Annotated in this window: 26 protein-coding genes; 11 read left to right on the top strand and 15 right to left on the bottom strand. The window is 71.3% G+C overall.

Annotation, left to right across the window (positions count from 1 at the left end; all coding sequences use genetic code 11):
* Positions 1-5 precede the first annotated feature (5 nt).
* A complete protein-coding gene (locus tag ASE01_RS13650; protein ID WP_056752737.1) occupies positions 6-1,796 on the top strand; it encodes a M1 family metallopeptidase in 1,791 nt (596 codons plus the stop codon).
* Positions 1,793-2,320: a hypothetical protein gene (locus ASE01_RS13645; RefSeq protein ID WP_157537345.1), complete on the top strand. Its 528-nt coding sequence runs from the start codon at positions 1,793-1,795 to the stop codon at positions 2,318-2,320. Before ASE01_RS13650 ends, ASE01_RS13645 begins: the two co-directional genes overlap by 4 nt.
* 61 nt (positions 2,321-2,381) lie before the next feature.
* Here the strand turns inward: ASE01_RS13645 and ASE01_RS13640 are convergent, their stop codons facing one another.
* Together ASE01_RS13640 and ASE01_RS13635 are read right to left on the bottom strand one after the other, a co-directional pair.
* Positions 2,382-3,725 carry an HNH endonuclease gene (locus ASE01_RS13640; RefSeq protein ID WP_056752732.1) on the bottom strand — a complete coding sequence of 448 codons (1,344 nt, stop codon included), beginning with the start codon at positions 3,723-3,725 and terminating at the stop codon, positions 2,382-2,384.
* Positions 3,726-4,123: 398 nt separating this feature from the next.
* Complete coding sequence (locus ASE01_RS13635) at positions 4,124-5,086, bottom strand: GlxA family transcriptional regulator (protein WP_056752728.1); 963 nt, start codon at positions 5,084-5,086, stop codon at positions 4,124-4,126.
* A gap of 106 nt (positions 5,087-5,192) precedes the next feature.
* Here ASE01_RS13635 and ASE01_RS13630 point away from each other — a divergent pair, with 106 nt between their 5' ends.
* Positions 5,193-5,828 carry an isochorismatase family protein gene (locus ASE01_RS13630; RefSeq protein ID WP_056752725.1) on the top strand — a complete coding sequence of 212 codons (636 nt, stop codon included), beginning with the start codon at positions 5,193-5,195 and terminating at the stop codon, positions 5,826-5,828.
* Positions 5,829-5,878: 50 nt separating this feature from the next.
* Here the strand turns inward: ASE01_RS13630 and ASE01_RS25575 are convergent, their stop codons facing one another.
* Together ASE01_RS25575 and ASE01_RS13620 are read right to left on the bottom strand one after the other, a co-directional pair.
* Positions 5,879-6,256: a VOC family protein gene (locus ASE01_RS25575; RefSeq protein WP_056752722.1), complete on the bottom strand. Its 378-nt coding sequence runs from the start codon at positions 6,254-6,256 to the stop codon at positions 5,879-5,881.
* Between the two features lie 118 nt (positions 6,257-6,374).
* On the bottom strand, positions 6,375-7,625 hold the full coding sequence (locus tag ASE01_RS13620) for a class I adenylate-forming enzyme family protein (RefSeq protein WP_235535996.1): 1,251 nt from the start codon (positions 7,623-7,625) through the stop codon (positions 6,375-6,377).
* A gap of 23 nt (positions 7,626-7,648) precedes the next feature.
* Between ASE01_RS13620 and coaE the strand changes: the two genes are divergently transcribed.
* Positions 7,649-8,236: a dephospho-CoA kinase gene (coaE, locus tag ASE01_RS13615; RefSeq protein WP_056752716.1), complete on the top strand. Its 588-nt coding sequence runs from the start codon at positions 7,649-7,651 to the stop codon at positions 8,234-8,236.
* A gap of 1 nt (position 8,237) precedes the next feature.
* Here the strand turns inward: coaE and ASE01_RS13610 are convergent, their stop codons facing one another.
* From ASE01_RS13610 to ASE01_RS13600, 3 genes are all read right to left on the bottom strand, one after another.
* Positions 8,238-9,212 carry an RNA polymerase sigma factor RpoD/SigA gene (locus tag ASE01_RS13610; protein WP_056752713.1) on the bottom strand — a complete coding sequence of 325 codons (975 nt, stop codon included), beginning with the start codon at positions 9,210-9,212 and terminating at the stop codon, positions 8,238-8,240.
* Positions 9,213-9,367: 155 nt separating this feature from the next.
* A complete protein-coding gene (locus tag ASE01_RS13605) occupies positions 9,368-11,542 on the bottom strand; it encodes a S9 family peptidase (RefSeq protein WP_056752710.1) in 2,175 nt (724 codons plus the stop codon).
* Between the two features lie 10 nt (positions 11,543-11,552).
* Entirely contained in the window at positions 11,553-12,896 is a 1,344-nt protein-coding gene (locus tag ASE01_RS13600; protein WP_056754691.1) for a DNA polymerase IV, read from the bottom strand.
* A 133-nt stretch (positions 12,897-13,029) separates the two neighbouring features.
* Between ASE01_RS13600 and ASE01_RS13595 the strand changes: the two genes are divergently transcribed.
* Positions 13,030-14,040, top strand: a complete 1,011-nt coding sequence (locus tag ASE01_RS13595; protein ID WP_056752706.1) for a DUF4192 domain-containing protein — start codon at positions 13,030-13,032, stop codon at positions 14,038-14,040.
* A 9-nt stretch (positions 14,041-14,049) separates the two neighbouring features.
* Positions 14,050-15,510: a glutamate-cysteine ligase family protein gene (locus ASE01_RS13590; RefSeq protein WP_056752703.1), complete on the top strand. Its 1,461-nt coding sequence runs from the start codon at positions 14,050-14,052 to the stop codon at positions 15,508-15,510.
* Between the two features lie 9 nt (positions 15,511-15,519).
* Here ASE01_RS13590 and ASE01_RS13585 read toward each other — a convergent pair whose 3' ends face one another.
* From ASE01_RS13585 to ASE01_RS13560, 6 genes are all read right to left on the bottom strand, one after another.
* Positions 15,520-15,954: a hypothetical protein gene (locus ASE01_RS13585; RefSeq protein WP_157537343.1), complete on the bottom strand. Its 435-nt coding sequence runs from the start codon at positions 15,952-15,954 to the stop codon at positions 15,520-15,522.
* Positions 15,955-16,018: 64 nt separating this feature from the next.
* Positions 16,019-18,064, bottom strand: a complete 2,046-nt coding sequence (locus ASE01_RS13580; RefSeq protein ID WP_056752697.1) for an SDR family oxidoreductase — start codon at positions 18,062-18,064, stop codon at positions 16,019-16,021.
* A gap of 54 nt (positions 18,065-18,118) precedes the next feature.
* Positions 18,119-19,147, bottom strand: a complete 1,029-nt coding sequence (gene sepH, locus ASE01_RS13575) for a septation protein SepH (protein WP_056752694.1) — start codon at positions 19,145-19,147, stop codon at positions 18,119-18,121.
* Positions 19,148-19,241: 94 nt separating this feature from the next.
* Positions 19,242-19,634, bottom strand: coding sequence for a YchJ family protein (locus tag ASE01_RS13570; protein WP_056752691.1), 393 nt, complete (start codon positions 19,632-19,634; stop codon positions 19,242-19,244).
* A complete protein-coding gene (locus ASE01_RS13565; RefSeq protein ID WP_056752688.1) occupies positions 19,631-20,935 on the bottom strand; it encodes a D-arabinono-1,4-lactone oxidase in 1,305 nt (434 codons plus the stop codon). The genes ASE01_RS13570 and ASE01_RS13565 overlap by 4 nt, the downstream gene beginning before the upstream one ends.
* A complete protein-coding gene (locus ASE01_RS13560) occupies positions 20,919-22,130 on the bottom strand; it encodes an MFS transporter (protein ID WP_056752683.1) in 1,212 nt (403 codons plus the stop codon). The genes ASE01_RS13565 and ASE01_RS13560 overlap by 17 nt, the downstream gene beginning before the upstream one ends.
* Positions 22,131-22,162: 32 nt before the next feature.
* Between ASE01_RS13560 and ASE01_RS13555 the strand changes: the two genes are divergently transcribed.
* The 3 genes from ASE01_RS13555 to ASE01_RS13545 all read left to right on the top strand — a co-directional run bounded on the left by ASE01_RS13555 (position 22,163) and on the right by ASE01_RS13545 (position 24,476).
* Entirely contained in the window at positions 22,163-23,245 is a 1,083-nt protein-coding gene (locus ASE01_RS13555) for a ferrochelatase (protein WP_056752679.1), read from the top strand.
* Positions 23,242-24,048: an inositol monophosphatase family protein gene (locus ASE01_RS13550; RefSeq protein ID WP_056754688.1), complete on the top strand. Its 807-nt coding sequence runs from the start codon at positions 23,242-23,244 to the stop codon at positions 24,046-24,048. The genes ASE01_RS13555 and ASE01_RS13550 overlap by 4 nt, the downstream gene beginning before the upstream one ends.
* 137 nt (positions 24,049-24,185) lie before the next feature.
* Positions 24,186-24,476: a DUF4193 domain-containing protein gene (locus ASE01_RS13545; protein ID WP_056752675.1), complete on the top strand. Its 291-nt coding sequence runs from the start codon at positions 24,186-24,188 to the stop codon at positions 24,474-24,476.
* Between the two features lie 118 nt (positions 24,477-24,594).
* Here ASE01_RS13545 and ASE01_RS13540 read toward each other — a convergent pair whose 3' ends face one another.
* Together ASE01_RS13540 and ASE01_RS13535 are read right to left on the bottom strand one after the other, a co-directional pair.
* Positions 24,595-24,888 carry a DUF4235 domain-containing protein gene (locus ASE01_RS13540; protein ID WP_056752672.1) on the bottom strand — a complete coding sequence of 98 codons (294 nt, stop codon included), beginning with the start codon at positions 24,886-24,888 and terminating at the stop codon, positions 24,595-24,597.
* Positions 24,889-24,898: 10 nt separating this feature from the next.
* Positions 24,899-25,381 (bottom strand): DUF3093 domain-containing protein, encoded by a 483-nt coding sequence (locus ASE01_RS13535; RefSeq protein ID WP_056752669.1) that lies wholly within the window; start codon positions 25,379-25,381, stop codon positions 24,899-24,901.
* A 51-nt stretch (positions 25,382-25,432) separates the two neighbouring features.
* Between ASE01_RS13535 and dut the strand changes: the two genes are divergently transcribed.
* Together dut and ASE01_RS13525 are read left to right on the top strand one after the other, a co-directional pair.
* On the top strand, positions 25,433-25,882 hold the full coding sequence (gene dut / locus ASE01_RS13530) for a dUTP diphosphatase (protein WP_056752664.1): 450 nt from the start codon (positions 25,433-25,435) through the stop codon (positions 25,880-25,882).
* Between the two features lie 49 nt (positions 25,883-25,931).
* Entirely contained in the window at positions 25,932-26,576 is a 645-nt protein-coding gene (locus tag ASE01_RS13525; RefSeq protein ID WP_056752661.1) for a DUF3710 domain-containing protein, read from the top strand.
* Positions 26,577-26,579: the final 3 nt, after the last annotated feature.

The raw sequence follows: 26,579 nt of genomic DNA, 5'->3' as shown, positions 1-26,579 counted from the left end.
GGCCGGTGCCTCGGTCCTTCACCGCTGACCCCCACTCCCACGCCCGTCCGAACGAGGTCGTGGTCCGCCACGTCGCCCTCGACCTCAGCGTCGACTTCGCAGCCCGCCGGCTCGCTGGCAGCGCGAGCTTCGACCTCGAGCACCGCACGCCCGACGCGACCGAGCTGGTGCTGGACACCTGGCAGCTCGCCGTCAGCGCGGTCACCGACGCCGATGGTGCCGACCTGCCCTACACGCTCGGTGAGCACGATCCCGTGTTCGGCAGCGCGCTCACCGTCGAGGTGGGCGCGGCGTCCCGGGTCGTGGTGCACTACGCGACCAGCCCGGAGGCCCGCGCGGTCCAGTGGCTCGAGCCCGAGCAGACGGCGTCCGGCAAGCCCTTCCTGTTCACCCAGTCCCAGCCGATCCTCGCCCGCAGCTGGATCCCGTGCCAGGACAGTCCGGCCGTCCGCGTCACCTACGACGCGTTCCTCACCGTGCCGGTCGACCTGCTGGCGCTGATGAGCGCCGAGAACCCGACCGTGCGCAGCGCCGACGGGACCTACCGGTGCTCCATGCCGCAGCCCGTGCCGTCGTACCTCATCGCGCTCGCGGTCGGCGACCTGGAGTTCCGCGAGATCGGCAGCCGCAGCGGCGTCTATGCCGAACCGACGGTCGTCGAGGGAGCCGCCTGGGAGTTCGCGGACACCGAGCAGATGATCGAGGCGGCCGAGCGGCTCTACGGTCCCTATCGCTGGGGCCGCTACGACATCCTCGTGCTGCCGCCGAGCTTCCCGTACGGCGGCATGGAGAACCCCCGCCTGACCTTCGCGACGCCCACCGTCCTTGCCGGTGACCGCTCGCTGGTGACGCTGATCGCGCACGAGCTCGCGCACTCGTGGTCCGGGAACCTGGTGACGAACTCGACCTGGAACGACATCTGGCTCAACGAGGGATTCACGGTCTACTTCGAGACCCGCATCGACGAGGAGCTGTACGGCGCCGACTACACGAGCATGCTCCTCCGGCTCGGTCGGCAGGACCTGGCCCGAGCCGTCGTCGACGAGTCGCCGCGTGACACCTGGCTGGAGCTCGACCTCGGCGGGCGCGACCCCGACGAGGGGCCCTCGAAGATCCCGTACGAGAAGGGTTCGCTGTTCCTGCGCCTGATCGAGTCGAAGGTCGGCCGGGAGCGGATGGACGACTTCCTGCGCGACTACTTCGACCGCTTCGCCTTCGAGTCGATGGACACCGCCACCTTCCTCGATCACCTCACGAGCGTGCTGCTCGAGCCCGCGGGGGTCTCGGCCGACGAGCTGCAACTGGAGGCGTGGGTCCACGGTCCGGGCGTCCCCGACAACGCTCCGGAGTTCGACTCCGATGCCTTCGACCGGGTCGATGAGCAGGTCGCCTCGCTGGCGGCGGGCGGTGACCTCGCTGCACTGGAGACAGGGGAGTGGGTCAGTCAGCAGTGGGTGCACTTCGTCCGTGCGCTGCCGCTCGACGTCGGGCACGACCGCCTGGCTGCGGTGGACGCCCGGTTCGGCTTCAGCGCCAGCGGCAACATCGAGATCGCGACCGCCTGGCTCGAGCTGGCGGTGGCCTCCGGGCACGCCTTCGAGGACGCCGAGGTCGACGCCGCGCTGGCCGGCTTCCTCACCCGCCACGGCCGCGCGTTGTACGTGCGCCGGGTCTACGAGAAGCTGGCGGCGAGCGAACGCGGGCTGGTCCGTGCTCGTGAGATCTACACAACAGCGCGTTCGTCGTACCATTCGGTGACGCAATCAGTGGTGGACCGGATCGTAGGTGGAGCATGAACGAGGAAACCGAAGAGCTTCCTACCGTCGTCGTCACCTCGACCAGGACCCGATTGGTGCGCAGCGGCGCCGCTGTCGCGCTGCTGGTCCTGATCGGCGCCTGGGTGGGCGGCGTCCTCGCCCAGGGTGAGGACACCTCGGCCAGCCAGAAGGCCGACGACCCTGCCTCCGACACCTCCTCGCCCGCCGACGACGACCCGACTCCGGTCGAGGCGTCCGATCCGGAGTCCGACGAGGAGTCCGACGAGGAGTCCAGCGACACCCCGACCGACGGTGAGTCCGAGGTCCCGCTGCCCGGCACCATCGAGAACGTCGCCGACGTGACCCCGGAGCAGCCCGAGTCCACGCGCCAGCCCGACAGCACGCCGAAGCCGCCGGCCTCGACCCCGAAGCCGACGAAGACCCCGAAGCCGTCGCCCACGCCCAGCCAGCCGTCGCCCTCGCCGACGCAGCCCGGCTCGCAGTGCACGGACCTGATCTCCGGTATCAACTGCATCCTCGCGCCGATCACCACCCGTCCCTGACGTCGGCGTACGACGAGCTGGCGCTGGTCACGACCAGCGACGGCAAGGGTCATGGGACGCGTCAGGCGATGAGGCCGTAGCGGCCGGGCGCGAGCTCCACGAAGCGGGGCTCGCGCCATCCGGCTGGTGCCGGCGCGGTGGCGAGGTAGTGGTGCCCGGTGGGGGTGACGGTCTCGACCCGATGGCGCTCGTCGGCGTGGGACACCACGGACTGCTCCCATCCGGGCGCCTGCTTGGCATGGTTGCAGGCTTCGCAGAGGCCCTGACCGTTGTCGGCGCTGGTCGGTCCGTCCCTGTCGGCGGGAGTGATGTGGTCGCGATGTCGGACCGGCGCGTCGCAGTAGGCGCTGGCGCAGATGCCGTTGCCGCGCAGGGCGAGGAACTCGCCCAGGCTCTCGGGGAAGACGCGCTGTCGGCTGGTCATGGCAACCAGTCGGCCGAGTCGGTTGCGGTGGAGCTGGCGGAACCAGAGTGCAGCGCCGGTGTCGAGGGCTCGGGCAGCCAGCAGCCGAGCGGTCTCCGCTGGAAGGACGTCGCTGGGCGTGCCGGGGGCGGTGAGGTCGGCGGGGGCGTGCCCGCCCGCCAGGGTCTCCTCCGACATGGTGACGTTGACAGTCACCGGGACAGCCGGGGCGTCCTCTGGGGTGCCGGTGTCGGGGTTGCCGGTCGCGCGGGACAGGAGCAGGTCGGCCATGAGCTGGCCCAGTGAGCGTGGATCTCCGGCCGCACGGGCGGCGAGGGCCGCCTGGCGCAGGGAGGCATAGATCGACACCGCCTGGGCGACGGGCATCAGCCCGGTGAGGTAGGCCATCGTGTCCGGTGCGGGGCGGACGGTGACGTTGCGGTCGGCCTCGGCCTGCCGGGCACGTCGCGCGACAGCCGCAGGGTCGAGCTCGGCCACGAGTCGGCGGGTGCGGCCCACGATCTCGCGCGTGCCGGCGCCCATGAGGGCAGCGGGGTCGGCCGCGACCTCCTGGTCCACGAAGGCGCGAAGGGCGGCGCTCACGCAGCCGGTCTCGCGGGCGAGGAGGATCGTGCGGTGCTCGTTCAGCGATCCGTCCCGCAGGCGGTCAAGGCTGTGAGGCATCTCGGAGACCAGCACCTTGGCGAAGCCCAGCAGGATCTGCCCACGGTGCGGGGACTCCCGCCGGGCGAGGGCGATCTCCGCGGCGACACCGCGCCCCTGGCGGCGGGCCGGGACACCCTGCGCTGCCTGCTCGGCGCGCCGGGCCGCGTCGAAGGTCACGGAGGACTCGGCCTGGACCGCGCACGCCGCCGACTTCAGGTCCTCCAGCGCGGCGATGAGATCAACCAGCTCCGCCGCGTCGCTGCCGACGCACCGTGACGTGAGCTGGTCGCGCCAGCGGCGGACCTGCTCGGCGGTGACGGGGGAGGGCGACGGCATGGATTGATTCTAATAGCACATGTGTTCGACTGCAATGGAGGATGGGTGACGCTGTGGATGAAGGAGTCCTCGCGCCCTCGTCCTGCTCATCGTCCGCTGCCCCAGTTCCCGAGCGCGCGGATCGGCGCACTGCTCGGCTTCAGACGATCGTCGGTCCGGCCGTCAATCCGGTCGACGTACGTCGGAGGCATCACTACCGTTGGGGCTCTCGCCCCACCCCTGGGGCGGACGGGCCATCTGGCGCAGTCCCGATGGCGACCGTGATCCGTAAACAGTGGTACGACCACGTCGGCAGGGGTTGACCGGTGGTCGACCGGGCTCGGTCGACCACCGGAACCTGCGTAGGCAGCCGCGGCGCAAAGAGATACGCCGTTTCGACAGCGGCTGGTCACCTCTCGTCATCTGCGATCCTCGTTCGGAGGTGAGAATCGTTGCCGGTACGACGTCGGGGTGGTCGCGTAGGACGCGGAGAAGTTCTGCCGGAAGGTCACGACGCTCCGGAAACCGCAGGTCTCGGCGACACGGGCGATCGGCCAGGTGGTGGTCTCCAGCAGTCGACGCGCTTCGTCGAGGCGGCGAGCCAGGACCCAGCGGGCCGGCGTGGACCCGGTCACCTCCAGGAAGCGGCGGTTGAAGTTGCGTCGGCTCATGCGCGCGTGAGCGGCGAGGTCGTCGACCGACAGCGGCTCCTGAAGCTGGGACAGCGCCCAGTCGATGGTCGGACCGAGGTGGCCCACCCCGTCAGGCTCAGGCATCGGCCGGGCGACGTACTGGGCCTGGTCGCCCTCGCGGTGCGGCGCCACGACCAGTTGGCGAGCCACCGTGGCCGCCGCGTCCGAACCAAGGTGCGAGCGCACGATGTGCAAGCAGGCGTCGATGGCGGAGGCGGTGCCGGCGGAGGTCACGACGTCGCCGTGGTCGAGGTAGAGCGCGGCCGCGTTGACGTTCAAGCCGGGCTGCCGTAGCCGCAACTGGTCGACCATGGCCCAGTGGGTGACGACGTCCCGTCCGTCGGCAAGTCCGCTGTCAACGAGTGGAAACGCGCCCAGGCAGAGCCCCGCGACGACGCTGCCGCGGTCGCGTGCCGCACGAAGCCGGTCGATCAACGACCGGTCAGCAAGGGGGAGATCGGTCGGCCACGAAGGGATGACGATGAGATCGGCTTCCTCAATGACCTCGGGTCCGGCCACGTGCTCGATCCGCGGCCCCTCAGCTGTGTGGATGCCGCGCCCGTCCGCGGTCCACACCAGCGGGTCCCAGCCGGGGGCGAGACCCTGCCGGCCCACCTCGCCGAAGACGAGCAGTGGAGCGGCGAGGTGAAACATGGTGATGCCGTCGAAGGCATGAACGACGATGCGCACTTCTGGCCCGATCTCATCGAGAGATGTCTTTCACGCCACTCACGATAGCCCGCCGGCCGAGCCACGATTGATCTCGAGCACCCGATCGCATCCACCAGGAGAGACCATGACCACCCCGCGCCGCGCCCTGATCGTCATCGACGTCCAGCAGGAGTACTTCGACGGAATTCTGCAGATCCAGGCCCCTTCACGCGAACAGAGCCTGGCCAACATCGCGAAGGCCATCGAGGTCGCCACGTCTCAGGCTCTGCCCGTCGTCGTGGTGCAGCACCAGACCCCGAAGGGCGCTCCAGTCTTCGCCGAAGGAAGCCACAGCTGGTCGCTACGGCCTGAGGTCGAGGAACTGGCTCAGCCGACCTGGAAGCGGGTGGTGAAGCACAAAGCCAGCGTGTTCGCCGACACTGACGTGGCCTCCTGGCTCGCAGAGCAGCAGGTCGACACCATCACCATCGTGGGCTACATGACCAACAACTGCGACCTGGGGACCGTCTTCGGCGCCGAGGAACTCGGTCTGAGCGCCGAGATCCTCTCCGACGCCACCGGCGCAATCGACCTCGCCAACGAGGCCGGGAAAGTGTCAGCCGAAGAGCTCCACGCAACGCTGATGGTGCTCTTGCAGTCCAACCTCGCTGGTGTGGCGAGCACCGAGGACTGGATCGCTGCCGTTCACTCCGGCACTGCGTTGACGAAGAGCGACCTTGGCACCTCGGCCATGCAAGGCCGGGCAGCGTTCGCAGACTGAAGCACGAGACACGGATCGAGGCCACCCCGAAACCAAGCGACGGCCAGGGCTCAGGTCGGGGGCGGGTGCTCAGCGAGGCAGAAGAGATTGCCCTCGGGGTCGGCCATGGTCGTCCACTGCACGTGTGGGTGCTCGTCCAACACATGCCAGCGCGTGGTCGCGCCGAGCTTCTCGAGGCGAGCAACCTCGGTTCGTCGGTGCCCCCAGGGGACTGTCAGGTCGAGGTGCATCGTCTGATGGTCAGGCCGGGGACCGTTGAGTGGCTGGAAGAACATCGCCAGGCCACCCGGCTGGGCCGGCGGAAGGTAGAAGGAGTCGCCAGTCGACTGTTGGGTGGCCCCGGTGACAGCTGCCCAGAACCTCGCGAGAGCCTCGGGATCGGCAGCCTCACTGTTGACTGCTCCGAGTGTGATCTGGGGAGATGTCATGCCGTGAACCCTAGGCGTTGGTCCCAGCCGAGGGCGCCAGCCGGGGGGCGCCAGCCGGGGGCGCCAGCCGGTGGTAGCGGTCGACGAGTCCTGCGTCGGCGAGGCTCTTGGCGAGCCCTCAGCCTCCCAGCTCGCCTCGCAACACCTTTCCGGTGAGTGTCCGCGGCAGCTCTGCCAGGTGTGCGTACTCCTTCGGCCGCTTGGGTGGCGCGAGGTGCTCGCGCGCGAACGCGTCGAGGTCGGCACTGGAGGCGCTGCCGACCACCGCGGCGCAGACCCGCTGTCCCCAGTCGGGGTCGGGGACGGCGTACACGGCGACGTCCTCGACGCCGGGGCACTCGCCGAGGACCTGCTCGACCTCGGTGGGATAGACGTTGACGCCACCGGTGATGATCAGGTCGATGCGGCGGCCGTCGAGGAAGAGGTAGCCGTCCTCATCGATGCGCCCGGCGTCGCCGACGGAGAACGCCGCCCCCTCAGGGGTACGACGCCAGGCGGCTGCCGTCTTGTCGGGGTCGCCGTAGTAGGTGAACCGGGCGAAGTCCGGGACGGTGCACCACAGCGTGCCGTCGGCGTCAGTGCTCAGCGACCGGCCGAGACGGGCGCGGCCCACGGTGCCGGGGCGCTCGAGCCACTCCTCGGACCGGCACGCGGTGAACTGGCCCTCGGTCGCGCCGTAGAACTCCCAGGTGGATCCGGCGGGGAACAGCGAGATCAGGCGCCGCTTCACCTCGACAGGGCAGGGCGCGCCCGCGTGGGCGACCAGCCGGAAGCTGGAGAGGTCGGGGACGCCGACCTCGTCCCAGTGCGCGATGAGCCGCTGCAGGTGCGTCGGCACGCAGAACATCGTCGTCGGTCGCTCACGCTCGATCGCCTCGGTGACGGCGGCGGGATCGAACGGGCCGGGGATCACGAGCCGGCCACCGGCGAGCAAGGTCCCGAGCCCGAAACGCAGGGGAGCGGAGTGGTAGAGCGGGCTGAGCACGAGGTTCACGTCATCGGCGGTGAAGCCCCAGAGATCCCGCTCCTCGCCCCACAGGGCCTCGGCGTCGGCCGGTGCCAGGAGGCCCGACCACACGCCCTTGGGCACGCCCGTCGTCCCGCTCGTGCAGTGCATCGGTCGGCCGAGTGGCAGGCCGGGCTCGGGGAGACCGGCGCGCAGGGCGTCCAGCTCGGCCTCCGAGGTGATCTGCCGTGCGGGATCGAGGCCGGCGAGGATCCGGTCCCGCTCGGACTGCGTGAGCCGCGGGTCCAGGGGAATCGGGAACACGCCCGCCGTGAGGAGCCGCCACACCGCATCGACGTAGGCATGGGAACCCGGGACCAGCAGCGCGACCCGGTCGCCAGCAGTCAGTGCCCGGTGGTCCACGGGGGCCACAGTAGGGTCACCGCATGCGCGTCGGACTGACCGGGGGGATCGCCTCCGGCAAGAGCACCGTGTCCACTCTTCTCCGTGAGCTCGGGGCGGTCGTCATCGACGCCGACCAGCTCGCCCGGGAGGTCGTGGCGAAGGGAACCCCTGGCCTGGCAGCCGTCGTCGAGGCCTTCGGTCCCGAGCTGCTCACGCCCGAGGGGGACCTGGACCGGCCGAAGATGGGCGCGATCGTCTTCAACGACGAGGCGAAGCGACGCACCCTGGAGGGCATCGTGCACCCGCTCGTCTTCGAGAGGTACGCCGCCCTGGAGGCCTCCGCGCCCGCCGACGCGATCGTCGTCCACGACATCCCGTTGCTGGTCGAGTCGGGTCAGGCGGCCGGGTTCGACGCCGTCATCGTCGTGGACGCCCCCGAGGAGCTCCAGATCGAGCGGATGGTCCGTGACCGCGGCTGGACCGAGGAGGACGCCCGCTCCCGGATCGCCGCGCAGGCCACCCGCGAGCAGCGACGCGCCGTCGCCACCCACCTGGTCGAGAACACCGGAACGCGCGAAGACCTCCGCCAGCGGGTGACGGAGGTCTTCGAGGCGTTGAGCGCCGGCTGAGTCAGGCGGCCGAGCCGGACGCCAGGTCCGGGTCGCCCAGGCGGCGCAGCTTCTGCAGCGCCTCCCGCTCGAGCTGGCGCACCCGCTCGGCGGAGATGCCGTGCTTGACGCCGATGTCGGCGAGCTTGTGCTGACGACCGTCGGTCAGGCCGTAGCGCGACCGGATGATGTCGGCGGCACGCTCGTCGAGCTGGTCGACCAGGTCGTTGAGCCGGTTGCGCGCCTCGACGTCCAGGACCGTGAGGTCCGGTCCGGGCGAGGTCTCCTGGGCCATCAGGTCACCGAGGGAGGTGTCGCCGTCCTCGTCGATCGGGGTGTCCAGGCTGACGTGCTCGCGGCCCCACGCCATCAGGTCCAGCACCCGCTCGACGGCGAGGCCGAGCTCGTTGGCGATCTCCTCCGGGTCGGGGTCGCGGCCGAGCTGGCGCTCGAGGGTACGACGGGCGCCGCCGACCTGGTTGAGCTCCTCGACCACGTGCACGGGGAGGCGCACGACGCGGGCCTGCTGCGCGATGCCGCGGGTGATGGCCTGGCGGACCCACCAGGTGGCGTAGGTGGAGAACTTGTAGCCCTTCGCGTAGTCGAACTTCTCGACGGCGCGGATCAGGCCGGTGTTGCCCTCCTGGATCAGGTCCAGCATCGGCATCTGCGCGCGGCCGTACTTGCGCGCGATGGACACCACGAGACGGAGGTTGGCGTTGATGAACTCCGTGACGGCCTTGCGGCCCTCCTCGGCGATCCATTCGAGCTCGGCCTCGGTGGCGAACTTGGGGGCACCGCCCTTGCGGCGGCCCACGCGACCCTCGGCGAGGAGGCTCTCGGCGTACAGACCCGCTTCGATCGCCTTGGCGAGCTCGACCTCGCGGGCGGCGTCCAGCAGCGGGGTGCGGGCGATCTCGTCGAGGTAGAGCCCGACGCTGTCGCGTCCTTCGATCTCACGTCCCGTGTTGCGTCGGTTCGCAGTTGCCGTGGCCATCGCAATCCCCTCCTTCGCGTGCGGGGGCTCATCCGCACCTGTGGTCCCAACACGTCCCGGGTGTCCGGGATTCCCCCGGACGTGTGCTGGTCTTACCCGCAATGACGTTCGGCAGCCCCGGGAAGTTGCGAAGGAGAAGGAATCTCAGGTTCTTCTCAAGAACCGTTCACCAGTGGTTCTTGTTCGGCCAGCCCGAGCCGGTCCAGGATCCACGCGATCGTGAAGGCCCGGTCCTCCCAGGCGCGGTAGCGACCGGAGACGCCCCCGTGGCCCGCCGCCATCTCCGTGCGCAGCAGCACGTCCGCGTGCGGGGCGCGCTCACGCAGGCGCGCGACCCACTTGGCGGGCTCCACGTAGAGCACCCGGGTGTCGTTGAGGGACGTCTCGGCGAGGATCGGCGGGTAGGGGAGGTCGGCGACGTTCTCGTACGGCGCGTAGCCAGCGATCCGGGCATAGGCCACCGGGTCGTCGGTCGGGTTGCCCCACTCGTCGTACTCCGGGACGGTCAGCGGCAGGGTCGCGTCGAGCATCGTGGTGAGCGTGTCGACGAAGGGTACGCCGGCCACGAACCCGCCGAAGGACTCCGGAGCCTGGTTGGCGACGGCCCCGATGAGCAGGCCACCGGCGCTGGCGCCCTCGCCCACGATCCGCTCGGCCGTCGTCCAGCCGGTCGCAACGAGGTGCTGCGCGGCGGCGATGAAGTCGTCGAACGTGTGCTGCTTGTGCTCGAGCTTGCCGTCGTCGTACCAGTGGCGCCCCATCTCGCCGCCGCCCCGGATGTGGGCGATGGCGAAGGCGGCGCCGCGGTCGAGGACCGAGAGTCGGCTGACCGCGAAGTAGGGGTCGATCGAGGCCTCGTAGGCGCCGTAGCCGTAGAGGTGCACGGGCACCGGGTCGGTGCCGGCGGCGCCCCGGACGCCCTTGCGCACGACCAGCGAGATCGGGACCTGGACGCCGTCGACCGAGGTGGCCCACAGGCGGTGCTCCTCGTACTCGTCGGCGTCGTAGCCGCCGAGCACGGGGGCCTGCTTGCGCAGCACCAGCTCACCGGTGCGCAGGTCGTGGTCGTAGACGGCGGAGGGTCGGCTCAGGCTGGTCATTCCCACCCGGATCGTCGGCTGCTCCCACGCGGGGTTGCCGCCGGCACCGACGGTCGCGAGCTCGCCGGGGAACTCGACGAAACGGTCCCCGACCACCGGGGAGGCGGGGTCCTGCCCCAGGTCGAGGACCCGGACCTGGGTGCTGCCGTTGCTCCGCTGCGAGACCACGAGGTGATCGGCGAACGCGTCGACGTCCTCCAGGCGCACCGCGATGTCGTGGGGGAGCAGCGGGGTCCACCCGGCCACCGGCGTGGGCTCGGCCGGGGCCAGGCCCAGCTCGAACTCCGGCCCGTTGGCGTTGTGGAGGACGAGGAAGTGGTCCCGACCGCCGATCACCGCGTGCTCGAGGGAGTACTCGACGCCATCGGTCCGCTCGGCGAACCGGACCGGTGCAGCACCGGGGTCGGTCGCGTCGAGGACGTGGAACTCCGAGGTGGTCTTGGAGCTCGCGGCGATCATCACGAACCTGCGGCTGCGGGTGCGGCCGACGCCGACGAAGTAGCGCTCGTCGGGCTCGTGGAAGACCAGCTCGTCGTCGGCCTGGGCGGTGCCGAGGCGGTGGCGCCAGACCTTGTCGGGACGCCAGGCCTCGTCGACGGTCGTGTAGTAGAAGTGGTCGGACGCTCCGGCCCACGTCACGCCACCCAGCACGTCGGTGAGCACGTCGTCGAGCAGCTCGCGGGTGGCCAGGTCGAGGACCCGGACCGTGTAGCGCTCGTCGCCGACCACGTCGGTGGCGTAGGCGAGGAGAAGGTCGTCGGGGCTGATCGAGGAGCCACCGAGGGAGAAGAAGTCGTGACCCTCGGCGAGTGCGTCGAGATCGAGCAGCGTCTCCTCACCGGGCAGCGCCGGCTGGTCGGGGTCGGCGTCCGCGGCGGGCTGCGGGGGAGTCCAGTCGGCCGGGTCGCTCACCGGCACGCGGCAGCTGGCGCCGTACTGGCGTCCCTCGAAGGAGCGGCCGTAGTACCAGAAGCCGCGCACCCGGGTCGGCACCGACAGGTCCGTCTCGAGGGTGCGGGCCTTGATCTCGTCGAAGACGCGTCCGCGCAGTCCGGCGAGGTGCGCCGTGCGGGCCTGGGTCCAGTCGTTCTCGGCCTCGAGGTGGGCGATCACCTCGGGATCCTCCTTGGCCCGCAGCCACTCGTACTCGTCGGTGCGCTCCTGGCCGTGCAGCGTGGTGGTGACCGGGCGCGCCTCGGCGCGGGGCGGGACAGGTCGTTCGTCGGACATGCGGCGAACGCTACTGCTCCGCTGGTTGGTCCTCCTCAGCCGGGCGCCAGCGGTGGAGAGCGGGGTCCTCGGCGGGGAAGGAACGGACGGGACCCGGCGGCGTGTCGGCCGTCTCGAACCGGACCGTCACCACCCCACGACCCGACCCCCACACCCACCCACGGCCGTGCTCGTCGTGGACGACGTCCATGCCGGGAGCCCAGGACTCGCCGCGGGGGCGTGCTCCGGCTTCCACCGGCGGAGCCTCTGACTCCTCCTCGGCCGTCTCGCCCTCACCCGCCTCCTGGGCGAACAGGTCCTCCTGGACCCAGTCCGCGAGCCCGGAGACCCCCACGCCGAGCAGTCGAACCCCTCCGGAGGTGTCGAGGTCGGCGAGCAGCGTCCGCGCGAGCCGGGCGATGGTGGCGGCCTCCTCGGTCGGAGCGGGCAGCGTCGCGGATCGGCTCAGCGTGGTGAAGTCGTACATCCGGACCTTCAGCGACACCGTCCGACCCGACAGACCACTCGCCTTCATCCGCTTCGCGACCTCGCCGGCCTGTCGTACGACGATCGCCTCCATCTGGCGGCGGTCGTTCAGGTCGTGCTCGTAGGTCCCCTCGACGCTGACGGACTTGGTCTCCCGGTCGGGTACGACGGGCCGGTCGTCCTGGGCGCGGGCGAGGTGGAAGAGCGAGTGGCCCAAGGACTTGCCGACCTGGCTGACGAGCTCGTCCTCGCTGACCCGCTCCAGCTCCTCGATGGTGTGGATGCCGCCGCGTCGCAGCCGCTCGACCGTCGCGGGGCCGACCCCGGGGATCACCGAGACGTGCAGCGGCCGCAGCAGCGTCGACTCGGTCCCGGGTGGAATCACGACGAGGCCGTCGGGCTTGTCGAGGTCGCTGGCGATCTTGGCGAGGAACTTCGACGACGCCACGCCGACCGAGGCGGTCAGTCCGCCGGTGACCTCGTGCACGCGTCGGCGCAGGTCCTCGGCGAAGGCGGTCACGGTCTCGACCTCCAGATCGGGGAGACCGGCCTGCTCGAGGTCGACGAAGGCCTCGTCGAGGGAGAGCGGCTCGACCAGCGGCGAGCAGGAGCGCAGCAGCTCCATGACGGCGGTGCTGGCGCCCCGGTAGGCGTGGAAGCGTCCCGACAGGTAGGCCGCGTGCGGGCACCGGGCTCGGGCCTCGCGCGTCGACATGGCCGACCGGACGCCGAAGGCGCGCGCCTCGTACGACGCCGTGGAGACCACCCCCCGCCCGCCGGTCCCGCCGACGATCACGGGCTTGCCCCGCAGGGAGGGCTTGTCGCGTTGCTCGACGGCGGCGAAGAATGCGTCCAGGTCCAGATGGAGGATCGAGGACCGGTCGCGCACGGCGTCACGGTAGTCGCCCGGGGTGCGCTGATGGACACCCCCGCATCCACAGGCAGGCTCGCGCACGATCCGAGTGCACAGGCGAGCGGACCGTTGCTGGCGGGCCTCGACGGGATTCGCGAGCGTCGTCCCCATGACGACGCCCCCGTTCCCGACCCCCGCCCACACCGTCCGGAGCATCGAGGACTTCCTGGCCATCTCGCCCGTCCTGCTCGGGTTCTGGCCCGAGGAGTCGATCGTGATGATGACCTTCGGGGCCGATCGGCCCTTCCACGCCCGCATCGACCTCCCTCCGCTGGAGGTCCACGACGTCGAGCTGCTCGCCACGCTGGCGTCGGCACTGGCCGAGCCGGCCGGTCGGCACGGAGCTCGCGCCGTGGTCCTGCTCTACCACTCGGAGGACCGGGCCGCCGCGGAGTCGGCGCACGAGGCGCTCGCCCCGGCGCTGCGACGGGAGGGGGTCGCCGTGCTGCTCGCCCTCGTGGCCGACCGCGAGACCTATGCCGACCTGGAGGACCCCGACTCGGTCAGTCAGCCGTACGACGTCGAGGGCCACCCGTTCGTCCTCGACGCCATCGTCAGCGGGCGCCTCACTCACCGCTCCCGGTCCGAGCTGGTCGCCTCCCTGGACCCTGATCCGGTGCGGGTCGCCCGGATCGCCGGCGCCCTGGATGCGACCGGGTTGGCCGACGGCGGCGTACCCACCGGTGCCCGGGCGATCCGTGCCCACGGCGAGTGGGTCGAGGGCACCGTGCGGAAGGCGATCTTCAGTGGCGCCGCGCCCGACGACGCGACCCTGGCGCGGCTGCTGTGGGTGCTGCAGGCGCCACAGGTCCGCGACGCGGCGTGGTCGCTGATCAGTCGCGAGGCCGCTGGCGCGCACATCCGGCTCTGGAGAGCGGCGGTGCGCGGGGCTCCTGACGACCTGGTCGCGGAGGCCGCGGCGCTCCTGGGGTGGGCCGCCTGGCAGGAGGGTGACGGTGCCCTCGCCTGGGTGGCCGTCGAACGGTGCCTGGCAGCCGATCCGGAGCACGGGCTGGCGCACGATCTCGGACTCCTCCTCCAGCACGCAGTGCCGCCCGAGGAGTGGGAGGCGGGCTTCGACTGGACGTCGGGCCTGCCGCCGGAGGCGCGGGGTGCGTAGGGTCGGTGCATGGGTGATGACGTCGTCGCACAGGAGTTCACGCCTGCGGACCGGACCCGCTACCGCGAGAAGGTCCGCCGTTGTCTCGACGTGTTCGAGCGGATGCTGCGTGAGTCGGCCTTCGACACCGACGACCCGTGGACCGGCGTCGAGGTCGAGCTCAACCTGGTCGACGAGGCGGGCGACCCGGCACTGCGCAACGCCGAGGTCCTCGAGGCCATCGCCGACCCGGACTTCCAGACCGAGCTCGGTCAGTTCAACATCGAGCTCAACCTCCCGCCGGGCCCGCTCTCCGGTGGCGGGCTGAGCGTCTGCGAGGAACGCCTGCGCACCAGCCTCAACGCCGCCGAGGAGCGCGCGGCCGCGATCGGCGCGCACCAGGTGATGATCGGCATCCTGCCGACCCTGGCGCCCGAGCACCTCGAGTCGGACGCGATCAGTGGCAACCCGCGCTACCGGCTGCTCAGCGAGCAGATCCTCGGTGCCCGCGGCGAGGACATCATCATCGACATCCAGGGCGTCGAGCGGCTCCGGACCACGGTCGACACGATCATGCCGGAGGCTGCGTGCACGAGCACCCAGTTCCACGTCCAGGTGAGCCCGGAGAAGTTCGCGGCCTACTGGAACGCCTCCCAGGCGATCGCCGGGGTCCAGATCGCCGTCGGCGCGAATGCGCCGTACCTCCTGGGCAAGCAGCTCTGGGCCGAGACCCGGATCCCGTTGTTCGAGCAGGCCACCGACACCCGCAGCGAGGAGCTCAAGGTGCAGGGCGTGCGGCCGCGCGTCTGGTTCGGGGAGCGCTGGATCACCTCGGTGTTCGACCTCTTCGAGGAGAACGTCCGCTACTTCCCGGCACTCCTGCCCGTCATCGACGACGAGGATCCGCTGACCGTGCTCGAGGCGGGCGGGACGCCGAACCTCTCCGAGCTGCGGCTGCACAACGGCACGATCTACCGCTGGAACCGTCCGGTCTACGACGTCAGCGCGGGTCTTCCCCACCTGCGCGTCGAGAACCGGATCCTCGCGGCCGGACCGACCGCGATCGACACCGTGGCGAACGCCGCGTTCTACTTCGGGCTGGTCCGGGCCCTGGCGGAGAACGAGCGTCCGCTGTGGTCGCAGATGTCCTTCAGTGCTGCTGAGGAGAACTTCCACACCTGCGCGCGCAACGGCATCGACTCCGAGATCTACTGGCCCGGTGTCGGCCGGGTGAGTGCCACCGAGCTGGTCCTGCGGCGCCTGTTGCCGCTCGCCCACGAGGGCCTGGCCGCCTGGGGGGTCGGTGCGGACGAGGCACACCGCTACCTCGACGTCATCGAGCAGCGCTGCCTGCTCGGCACCAATGGCGCCGAGTGGTTCTCCCGGCAGATGCGCGAGCGTTCCGAGGAGGACCGGTACGACGCCCTCCGGGCCGTGCTCGGCGACTACCGCTCCCGCATGCACGAGAACCAGCCCGTCCACACCTGGTGAGCGGGGACCTCAGCTGGTCGCGGCACGGATCCGGGTCCAGCTGCGACCGACGCCCGAGCGGGGATCGCGCCACGACCGACGGGTGATCACCACCGCGTCGAGCCGCACGCCGAGCTCGCCTCCGGCGGACCCCGCGGCGGCCGCCCAGTCGAGGTCCTCGTCGTCGGGCGCGGTCGGGGGCCTGGTCAGCCACACCAGCGGGACGGTGTCGCGGGCGAGGTGCTCGCGGGCCATCGCCTCGATGATCTCGGTCCGCAACGCGTGGTCGAGTCGGTCGACAGGACTGAGCTCGAAGGACCGCACCCTCCCACCGGGCAGGCCGACGTGGAGGACCATCGGGTGCAGACGTCGCCGTTCGGCCCGGGCGTGGGCCACCACGGCGCCCCGCAGCACCCGCTCCAGCAGGTAGGGCACCGGCTCCTGGAGTCCCGGTCCGGTCGGCACGACCGTGAGCCTGCCCGATCTCGCCGTCGGGTGTGCCCGTCCTCCACAGGCAGCCGGTGGCGGACTACCAGTGGACCCCGCGGAAGAGCTGCGCGAGGAGCATCTGCTCGGTCTCGCGCCGGTTGGAGGCGGGCGCCTCCTCGGCGGCCGCAGCAGCCTGGGAGGTCGGGTTCTGACCCTTGGCGGCGGCCGAGTCGGGGAACACCTTGTAGGCGAGGTTGAGCACCCGGAAGGCGGTGCGCGGCGCGATCGTGTGCGCGAGCGCCCCGGCGGTGCCGAGGGTGGTGTTGATCTCGTGCGGCTTGTCGACCATCGCCCGCACCACGACGTCGGCGGCCTGGGCGGGGGAGATGGTGGGGAACTTGTCGTAGATCTTGGTCGGCGCGATCATCGGCGTCCGCACCAGCGGCATGTGCACGTTGGTGAAGGTGATGCCGTGGCCGACGACCTCGGAGGACACGACGTTGCTCCAGGCGTCGAGCGCGGCCTTCGAGGCGACGTAGGCGGAGAATCGCGGCGGGTTGGTCTGCACACCGATCGAGGAGATGTTCACGATGTGCCCCGAGCGCTGGCTGTGCAGCTGGGTCATCAGGCCCATCACCAGCCGGATCGCGCCGAAGTAATTGAGCTGCATGGTGCGCTCGAAGTCGTGGAAGCGGTCGTGCGACAGCTTCAGCGAACGCCGGATCGAGCGGCCGGCGTTGTTGACGACGTAGTCCACGCTCGGCAGCTCGGCGACCATCTGCTCGCAGAGGCGGTCGATGGCCTCCAGGTCGGAGAGGTCGCACGGGAAGACGTACGCCGTGCCCCCGCGCGACTCGATGACGGCCTTGGTCTCCTCGAGCTTCTCCTTGCCGCGGGCCACCAGCACCGGGATGCCGCCGGCCTGCGCGACCTTGAGCGCGACGACCTTGCCGATGCCGGAGGACGCACCGGTGATCACGACGGTCTTGCCGCTGAGCGCGGCGCGGGCCTTGCTGTCCCGGGCGAGGCTGTCGTCGAGGTTCTCCTCCCAGTACGACCACAGCGCCCGGGCGTAGGTCTCCAGTGGGGGCACGCTGAGGCCCGAGCCGGACAGCGCCTTCTCGGTGATCCGGGAGTCGAACACGGACGGGAAGGACGTGTGGGCGAGCACCTCGGCAGGGATGCCGAGTCGTCCGACGGTCTGGTCGAGCACCATCTGCGCAGGCGCGGACCGCACGACGGCGTTCATCAGGTTGATCGGGCGCAGGGCCCGGGGGATCAGGCCGAACGGACCGGCCGTCGTGATGGTGCGGTCCAGGGGCGTGGCGAACCGCGGGGCACCGGCGGCGGTGCAGAAGGCGTTGATCATCTCCACGACCGACTGCGGCTCGGGGTTGACCAGGTGGAACGCCTCGCCGTCGCGGTCGGGGAGGTGCGCGAGGTGGTCCATCGCCTTGGCGACGTAGTCGACCGGCACCAGGTTGGTGTCGCCGAGGTCGACGCCGACGAGCGGCAGCCACGACGGCAGGCTGTCGCGCAGCCGCTTGATCACGGGGAAGAAGTAGTAGGGACCGTCGAGCTTGTCCATCGCTCCGGTCTCGGAGTGTCCGACCACGATCGCGGGCCGGTAGACGCGCCACGGCACGCTGGCCTGGTCGCGGACGATCTTCTCGGACTCGTACTTCGTGCGGTGGTACGGCGAGGGGAGCGGCTGGCCCTCCTCGAACATCGTCTCGTCGAACCGGCCGTGGAAGTCACCGGCCGCCGCGACGGACGACACCTGGTGGAAGCAACCGACCGACAGGCTCTCCGCGAGGGTCAGCGCGTTGCGGGTCCCGTCGATGTTCATCGCGTCGTTGGTCGCGTCATCGGCGGTGATGTCGTAGATCGCCGCCAGGTGGAAGAAGTGCTCGACCGAACCGCCGTGCTCGGCGATCCACTCCTCGGGTACGCCGAGACCGGGTTGCCCCAGGTCGCCGACCACCGCACGGACCCGGTCCGAGCCCCACTGGCGGATCAGCGCCTCCATCCGCCACAGCGACGAGGACCGCACGAGGACGTGGATCGGGCCTTCACGGTTCTCGATGAGCTCGGGGACGAGATGACGCCCGATGAAACCTGTGGCGCCGGTCACGAAGTAGGACATGCGCGAAGGCTACGCCCACCGGGGCCTTCGTGGGGGGGCGTTGGCGGGGCGTTCCTAGGCCTGGTCCGAGCCGCCGAACATGATCTCGTCCCAGCTCGGCACGGACGCGCGTCCGCGCTTCTTCTGCACGGGGCGGCGGTGCTTGGCCTGCTCGGCCTCGCTCGCGCTGGCGGCGGGTGTCGACTCGCTCGCGGCGGGCTCCTCGACGGTGGCCCGGATCGGCTCGTCGACCACGGGAGCCGGCGTCGGCTCGACCGGCAGGTCGAGCTGCTGGTCGAAGGGTTCGTCGTAGGGCTCGTCGAGGGCGGCCGCCGGTGCCGCGGGGGCGGCAGGTGCCGAGCCCTCGAGGTCGCCGAGCGGCAGCTCGTCGGCGGGTACGGCGGCCAGGCGGCGCTCGCGCACCTGCTGGAGGTCGTCACGGGTGGTCGCGACCGGATCGGCGACGACGTCGCCGACGAGCCAGCGCGCTTCGTCGTTGTCGCAGAGCGCGTAGTTGCCGGGCGCGTCGTAGGTGAAGCGGGCGGTGCCGGTGCGCGCGGAACTCGTGAACTCCGCCGTCAGCACCCAGCGGCCGGTCTCGCGTCGGTAGGCGTCCCAGGTGACCTCGGAGGGGTCGTCGCCGGCACCCCGCAGGTGTGCGGCGACGGCATCCCCGAGGACCCTGCTCTGGGTGTGCGCGACGGCGGACTCGCTCGGCGCCCGGCGCAGCGACGCCTTGAGGGCGCGCTCGGCGACGTGCTCGCGCTCGGCGAGCACGGGCGCGACGTACGGCATGATCGCCTCGACCGTCGTGCCGGCGGCCTCGGCGACGGTCTCGGCGGACTCGCCCGCACGGATGCGGATCTGGATCTCGCGGGGACGAATGCTGCTGCTCATCTTGATCTCCAACTGGCCGAGACGGGTTGTCTCACCGCGCACCGCCGCGCGGAGGTCGGGCGTGATCTCGAGGGTGAACTCGCCGCCCTGGTCGTCCACCAGCAGCAGGCGGTCACGGTCCCGGGAGGTGCCCGCGAGGCTGAGCCGGATCTTGCCGACGGACACGGGCGGGATCGCCTGACCGGTCGTCGACTCCGCCTCGTTCATCACGAGGGCGAGCCTACGCCCGCGGCGTGCCCGGATCGGGTTGCCGCACCCGCGTGTGGCGATGTGTCGACATTTTTGGTCATGACCGACGTGGTCACGACCACCTCGCCCGACCTCGCACGTAGCGCCAGGTCCCGTTGTCGCGGCGGAACCGGCTCAACTCGTGCAGGCTCCCCTCGATGCCCGCGGCGACGTGGTGCGCACGGAACTCGACGGTGCCGCGCCGGTCGTCGGGCCCACCTGCCTCGGCGCCGAGGACCTCGAGGCCGGTCCAGCGCACCCCGTCGTCCAGGTCGATTCTCTCGGGCCGGGTCGCGGGATGCCACGTCCGGAGGAGGTACGACGTCTCGCCCGCCACGAACGCGGCGTACCTCGACCTCATCAGGCCCACGGCCGTGTCGGGTTCGGCGGTGCCACAGTGGAAGCGCCCGCAGCAGGCGTCGTAGCGACGTTCCGTGCCACAGGGACAGGGAGCGGCGGGCTTCACGCGCCGAGGACCCGGTCGAGGTAGGGGTTGGTGAGCACGCGATCGGGATCGAGCCGGTTCCGCAGGGCGACGAAGTCGTCGAAGCGCGGGTACAGGGGAGCCAGGTCGGCCGCACCGAGCGTGTGCACCTTGCCCCAGTGCGGGCGTCCGCCGTGGGCGCGCATGATCGGCTCCAGCAGCGCGAAGTAGGCCGTGTGGTCGGCCCGGCGGTGGGTGTGGAACGCGAGGTAGAACGAGTCGCGCCCGTAGGAGGTCGACAGCGCGACGTCGTCGGCGGGCGCGACCCGGATCTCGACGGGGAAGGACACCGTCAGGCCGGACCGCTCGAAGGCGGCCCGGCACTCGCGCAGCGCGGTCAGCCCCGCCTCGCGCGGCACGGCGTACTCCATCTCGCGGAACACGACGCGTCGCTCGGTCGTGAAGACCCGGTGCGCGACGTCGGTGTAGGAGCGGGCTCCCAGCAGGCGCGACGCGAAACGGTTGGCGGCCGGGATCGCCCGCGGGGCGAGGTTCAGGGCCGCGGTCTGGGTGCCGAAGACGGTGTTGGAGAGCAGGTCGTCGTCCAGCCAGGCCCGCCACCGGGGAAGCGGCTCGACGCCGGCCAGGTCGGTGCCCAGGCGCGTGTTGCGCTTGGTGAGCACCCGGTCGGTGTGCGGGAACCAGTACATGTCGACGTGGTCGTGGGCGGCCGTGAGGTCGTCGAACGCGGCGAACGCGTCGTCCCAGCTCATCGGCTGCTCCACGGCACGGATCAGGAACAGGGGCTCGACGGCGAAGGTCAGCGTGACGATCACCCCCAGGGCGCCCAGCCCGGCGCGACCGAGCGAGAGGACGTCCGGGTTCTCGGTCGCGGACACGCTCAGCACCTCGCCCGTCCCGGTGACCAGCTCGAAGCCGACGACCTGGGCGGCGAGCCCGGCCGCCCGCCCGCCGGTCCCGTGCGTGCCGGTCGACACCGCGCCGGCGAGGGTCTGCTCGGCGATGTCACCCATGTTGTGCAGGCTCAGCCCGAGCCGTTCGAGCTCGACGTTGAAGACCTTGAGCTGCGTTCCGGCGAGGGCCGTGACCGTCATCGCGTCCCGGTCGACGGCCACGATGCCCCGCATCCGGTCGGGCAGGAGCTGGACGTGCTCGGGCCGTGCGATCGCGGTGAAGCTGTGGCCGGTGCCGGCCGCCTTCACGGTGCGTCCGGCCGCCCGGGCGCCGGAGACGATCCCGACGACCTCCTCACGGGTCGCGGGAGTGACCTGTTCGAGGCCTGACGCGGACTCCAGTCCCGACCAGTTACGCCACGTGCTCATGGGAGGGCACGGTAGTCGGGGAGTCCGCGGCACGGACCAGCAGCGCGCCGGTCAGCGCGAGGATCCCGCCGGCGAGGCAGACGAGGTACGCCGGGGAGGCGCCGGCCTCGTCGACGACGACGCCCGCGACCGCGGCGCCGGGGGCGAGCCCGAGCGCGAGACCGGTCTGGATGAACGCCATGCCCTCGGTCAGCCGCGAGGTGGGCAGGACCTGCTCGGCCAGCGACATCGTGGCGATCAGGGTCGGGGAGATCGCGATGCCGCCGATGAGCAGCACCACCGCGAGGACCGGGAGGGACGGCACGAAGGCGAGCGGAGCCATCGCCAGCGCCATCCCGAGGGCGCCGATCCGCAGCCGGGCCAGCGGGCCGCGCCGCCACGAGATGGCACCCGACACGACGCCGGCCGCCAGGCTGCCGAGGGCCCAGATCGCCAGCATGACGCCGGCGAGCGACTTGTGCCCCTCCTCGTCGGCGAAGGCGACGGTGACCACCTCGGCCGAGCCGAACAGGATGCCCATCGCCGCGCCGACCATCGTGAGCGGCACGATCGCGGACCAGGGGATGGGCGGCCGGGAAGTGTGCTCGACCTCGCGCGGGTGAGCCGGAGGCTCGGTGCCGCGCTGCACGGCGAACGCCCAGGTGCCGAGCAGTCCCGCCACGAGCGCGGCGAGCAGGCCGGCGTTCGGGTCGACCGCGGTCGCCAGCAGGGTGACCGCGACCGGTCCGGCGATGAAAACGGCCTCGTCGGCCACGGCCTCGAAGGAGAACGCCGTGTGCAGCCGCTCGGGCTGGTCGGACAGGACGTGGGACCACCGGGCCCGGACGCAGGTGCCGACCGACGGCAGCGCAGCGCCGGCGAGGGCCGCGAGGACGTACGTCGACCAGGTCGGCCAGTCCCAGCGCAGGGAGCCCATGGCCAGTGCCAGTCCGATGCCCCAGGCGGTGATCACGACCGGGAGGACCCGCGCCTGGCCGAGGCGGTCGATCAGCCGGCCCTGGGGGATCGCAAGGGCCGCATTGGCGACCAGGGCGACCGCCGAGACCGAGCCGGCGAAGGCGTACGAACCCGTCTCGTGCTCGGCGAGCAGCACGATGCCGAGGCCCACCATGGAGATCGGCAGGCGCGCGACGAGGCCGGTCAGGCTGAACAGTGCGGTGGCCGGCGTGAAGATCTGGCGATAGGTCTGCAACATGGCGATGTCATGGTGCTCCCTACGATGGACGTGTGCCGAATCCCGATCCCTATGACGCCGTCGTCCTCGTCTCCTTCGGAGGCCCCGAGAAGCCCGAGGACGTCGTCCCCTTCCTCGAGAACGTCACCCGGGGGCGCGGCATCCCGCGTGAGCGCCTCGAGGAGGTCGGTCAGCACTACTTCGGATTCGGCGGGAAGTCGCCGATCAACGACCAGAACAAGGCGCTCATCGCCGCGCTCGAGGAGGACCTGGCCGCCCACGGCCTGGACCTGCCCGTCTACTGGGGCAACCGCAACTGGGAGCCCTACCTCCCCGACACGGTTGCCCGGATGGCTGCCGACGGGGTCACACGGGCGCTCTGCCTGGTCACGTCGGCGTACTCCTCGTGGTCCAGTTGTCGCCAGTACCGCGACAACCTCGCCGGCGCACTCGACGCGCTCCCGGAGGGGGCCACCGCGCCACGGCTGGACAAGGTCCGGGCCTACTACAACCACCCGGGCTTCGTCACCGCGACGGCCGACGGCGTCCTCGACGCGCTGAGCGGCCTCCCGGACGACGTCCGCGACGGCGCGCGCCTGGTCTTCGTCACGCACTCGATCCCGACCTCCATGAGCGAGGCCAGTGGGCCCGAGGGAGGCGCGTACGTCGCCCAGCACCTCGACGTCGCCCAGGTGGTAGCCGACGCGGTCGCCGAGGCGACCGGGGTGGCGCGCAGCCACGAGCTCGTCTACTGCTCGCGCTCCGGCTCGCCGCAGACGCCGTGGCTCGAGCCCGACGTCAACGACCGCCTCGAGGAGCTGGTCGGTGAGGTGCCGGCCGTGGTGCTGATCCCGGTCGGGTTCGTCTCGGACCACATGGAGGTCGTCTACGACCTCGACACCGAGGCGCTCGCCACGGCCGAGCGGCTGGGCCTCCCGGCCCGTCGCGCGGCGTCCGCCGGGACCCACCCGGCGTTCGTCACCGCACTGCGCGAGCTCGTCCTCGAGCGTGCTGCCACGGAGCGGGGCGAGGACGTCGTCCGCCCCGCGCTCGGCATCCGGGGGCCCTCGCACGACCAGTGCCCCCTGGGCTGCTGCGGCAGCGGTCGCCCCGCGTCCACGCCCGTGCGCGGATGAGCGCGGGGGCCGACGTCACGCCGGCCGAGCTGCTCGACCTGGCTCACACGGCAGCTCTCGAGGCGGCAGAACTCGTGCGCGAGCACGCCCGGGGCACGGTCCGGGTCGCCGCGACGAAGTCCAGTGACATCGACGTGGTCACGGTGGCGGACCGGGCGAGCGAGGAGCTGATCCGGCGCCACATCCTGCGGGCCAGGCCCCACGACGCGTTCCTGGGCGAGGAGGGTGACGACGTCGCCGGCACCTCGGGTGTCCGGTGGATCGTCGACCCCATCGACGGGACCGTGAACTTCCTCTACGGCCTGCCCGCCTTCGCGGTGTCCATCGCAGCCGAGGTGGACGGTGAGGTGGTCGCCGGCGTCGTGGTCGACGTCGCCCGCGGGATCGTCCATGCCGGGCGGCTCGGCGGTCCCGCCACGCGCGACGGCGAGGTGCTCTCCGTGCGCGACCCGGCCCCGCTCGCCCAGCGACTGGTCGCCACCGGCTTCAGCTACCTCCGCGACGTACGCGTCGTGCAGGGCGCCGCGGTCGCCCGCCTGCTGCCCGAGGTCCGCGACATCCGACGCTCCGGCTCGTGCGCGCTCGACCTGTGTGCGGTGGCCTCCGGGAGCCTCGACGGGTACGTCGAGGAAGGCGTCAACCTGTGGGACCACGCCGCCGCCGGGCTGATCGCCCGACTCGCCGGCGCGCGCCTGGAGGTGAGGACCGGCGCAGGCGGCCGGGACCTGGTCGTCTGTGGCCCGGATCACGGCTTCGACGAGCTGCTGTCCGCAGTCCGGTCAGCCGGTTTCCTCCGGGAATAGGAACCACCCGGAGAAGGTTGTGGCGACTCGCATCAACCCGGTTGTCGTGACCCGGCACCGATGGTGCACAATCTGCCGCGCCGCTCCGCACACAACCATGGCAGCGGGCCGGCCACCTGAGGGGAGTGAGACACGTCATGGCTACTGACTACGACGCACCGCGCAAGAACGAGGACGAGCAGTCCGAGGAGAGCATCGAAGAGCTCAAGGCGCGACGTCACGACAAGAATTCCGGCAAGGTCGACGAGGACGAGACGGAGGCCGCCGAGGCCTTCGAGCTCCCCGGCGCCGACCTGTCGCACGAGGAGCTGGCCGTCGAGGTCAAGCCCAAGCAGGACGACGAGTTCACCTGCATGAGCTGCTTCCTGGTGCACCACCGCAGCCAGCTGGCCGACGCGAAGAAGATGATCTGCTTCGACTGCGCGTGAGGTTCAGTGGTGCTCGGCACGCACCCGGCGGCGATCTCGCCAGCCGGCGCGCACCGAGCGCCGCTGTGCCTCACCCAGGCCGGACTCAGGCCTGACTCAGCCCTGACCCAGCCCTGACTCAGGCCGTCGCGTCCTTGCGGAGCGGCGGCGGCAGCTCACCGGTGGACTTGAGGTAGTAGCCGGCCGCCCGACGCTGGGCCAGCATCTTGGCCAGCGCGACGAAGGTGCCGCTGGCGGCGGCCCAGGCCACGGCCTCCCAGACGTCGACATCGGGGTCGGCGGGGTTGGTCGGCGGCTGCTTCCCGGTTGCGGCCTTCCAACTGCCGTCGAGGGCCTTCTTCGCGACCGCCGCTGCGCCGAGCGCCGCCACGAGGGAGAACGCGGACCAGACCTTGGAGCTGTCCTTTGCCATGGCAACGAGCCTACTGCCCGGTGTTCGACCTCGCAGCGTCGAGTGCGCTGGCGAGCGCCCGGGGGTGCCGCGAGCTGACCAGCCAGTACGGCGCCGGGTCGCTCGGGTCGGTGATCTCCACCCGGACCGATCGGTGGAGGTAGGGACGCAGCACGAGGTAGGCGCGGGCGTCCGCGTCCCGGCCGGACACACGGCGGGTCTCGTCGGCGTCGAGCGCGTCGACGGCGCCGATGTGATGCATCTCGATGCGCGCGCGTCCCGCACGGAACCAGCCGTCGGCCACGACGAGCCGTGCGTCGCCGTAGGAGCGGAGGAAGAGCGCGAGCGCGCTGAGCAGGACACCGGTGACCACCCAGGCCAGCCACGGCGCGGCATCGGCGAGCGCCACCACCATCGCCAGCCAGAACGTGGCGATGAACATCGTGCCCTGGGCCCACCAGCGCAGCGGGACCCGCAGGCGCTCGTGGTAGGCGGTCGGGGCGCTTTGGGTCACGCGGAGGATGATCCCATCCGCCCCGCAGCGGCCTGTCGTTAGGGTCTCCCCGTGCCCGACGACCTCGTGATCGCAGTCCAGCAGCTCGACGAGGGACTGCCCCTCCCCGCCTACGCCCACCCCGGAGACGCCGGCGCCGACCTGGTGTCCACCGTCGACGTGACCCTGGGGCCGGGGGAGCGGGCGCTCGTGCCCACCGGGATCGCCATCGCGCTGCCGGACGGGTTCGTCGCGCTGGTGCACCCCCGCTCCGGCCTCGCCGCGCGCCACGGACTGTCGATCGTGAACACTCCGGGGACCGTCGACTCGGGCTACCGGGGCGAGATCAAGGTGCTGCTGATCAACCACGACCCGACCGAGGAGATCGTGCTGAAGCGGGGGGACCGGATCGCCCAGCTGGTCATCCAGCGCTTCGAGCGGGCCCGGTTCACGGCCGTCGAGGCCCTTCCCGACACCGTTCGTGGCAGCGGCGGCTACGGTTCTACTGGAGGGTTCGCCTGATCCCTGGAGTTCTGGTCGCCCGCGAGGGCGGGCCCGAGGAGGAGATGACGTGAGGTTGCGGCGCAAGGCAGCTGACGAGGCTGCCGCGAACCAGGCTGCCGGTGACGGCGCTGAAGGCGCCGAGATCGAGCCGAGCGATGCCGGCCCCTTCGACGCGGACGAGCTGCCCGAGGACGGCGTGGCCCGCCTCGACCTGGGCTCCCTCCTGGTCGCCCCTCTCGCTGATCGCGAGCTGCGGGTGCAGGTCGACGAGAAGTCGGGAGAGGTACGGGCTGTGCTGCTCGCGACCGATGCCGGTGCCTTGGAGCTGCGCGCGTTCGCGGCTCCCCGCAACGGTGACCTCTGGAGCGACATCCGTCCCCAGATCGCGGCCGACGCCGCCCGGCGGGGTGGCACCGCGACCGAGCGCGAGGGTCGTTTCGGCACCGAGCTGGTGTGCGAGGTCGGCATGACCCGCGCCGACGGGGTCGCGGGCACCCAGACCTCGCGGGTGATCGGCATCAACGGTCCCCGCTGGCTCCTGCGCGCGACGTTCCTCGGCGAGCCGGCCCGTGACCCCGAGGCTGCTGGTGAGTGGGAGAGCGCGATCGCGCAGGTCGCCGTACGTCGCGGCGCGCACGCGATGCCCGTCGGTGAGCAGCTTCCGCTGACGTTGCCCGAGGGCGCGCAGCCGAAGGCCGTACCAGCGACCTGAGCT

The organism is Nocardioides sp. Root190 (assembly GCF_001428565.1).
Classification (GTDB): domain Bacteria; phylum Actinomycetota; class Actinomycetes; order Propionibacteriales; family Nocardioidaceae; genus Nocardioides.
This window is presented reverse-complemented; position numbering and strand designations above follow the sequence as displayed.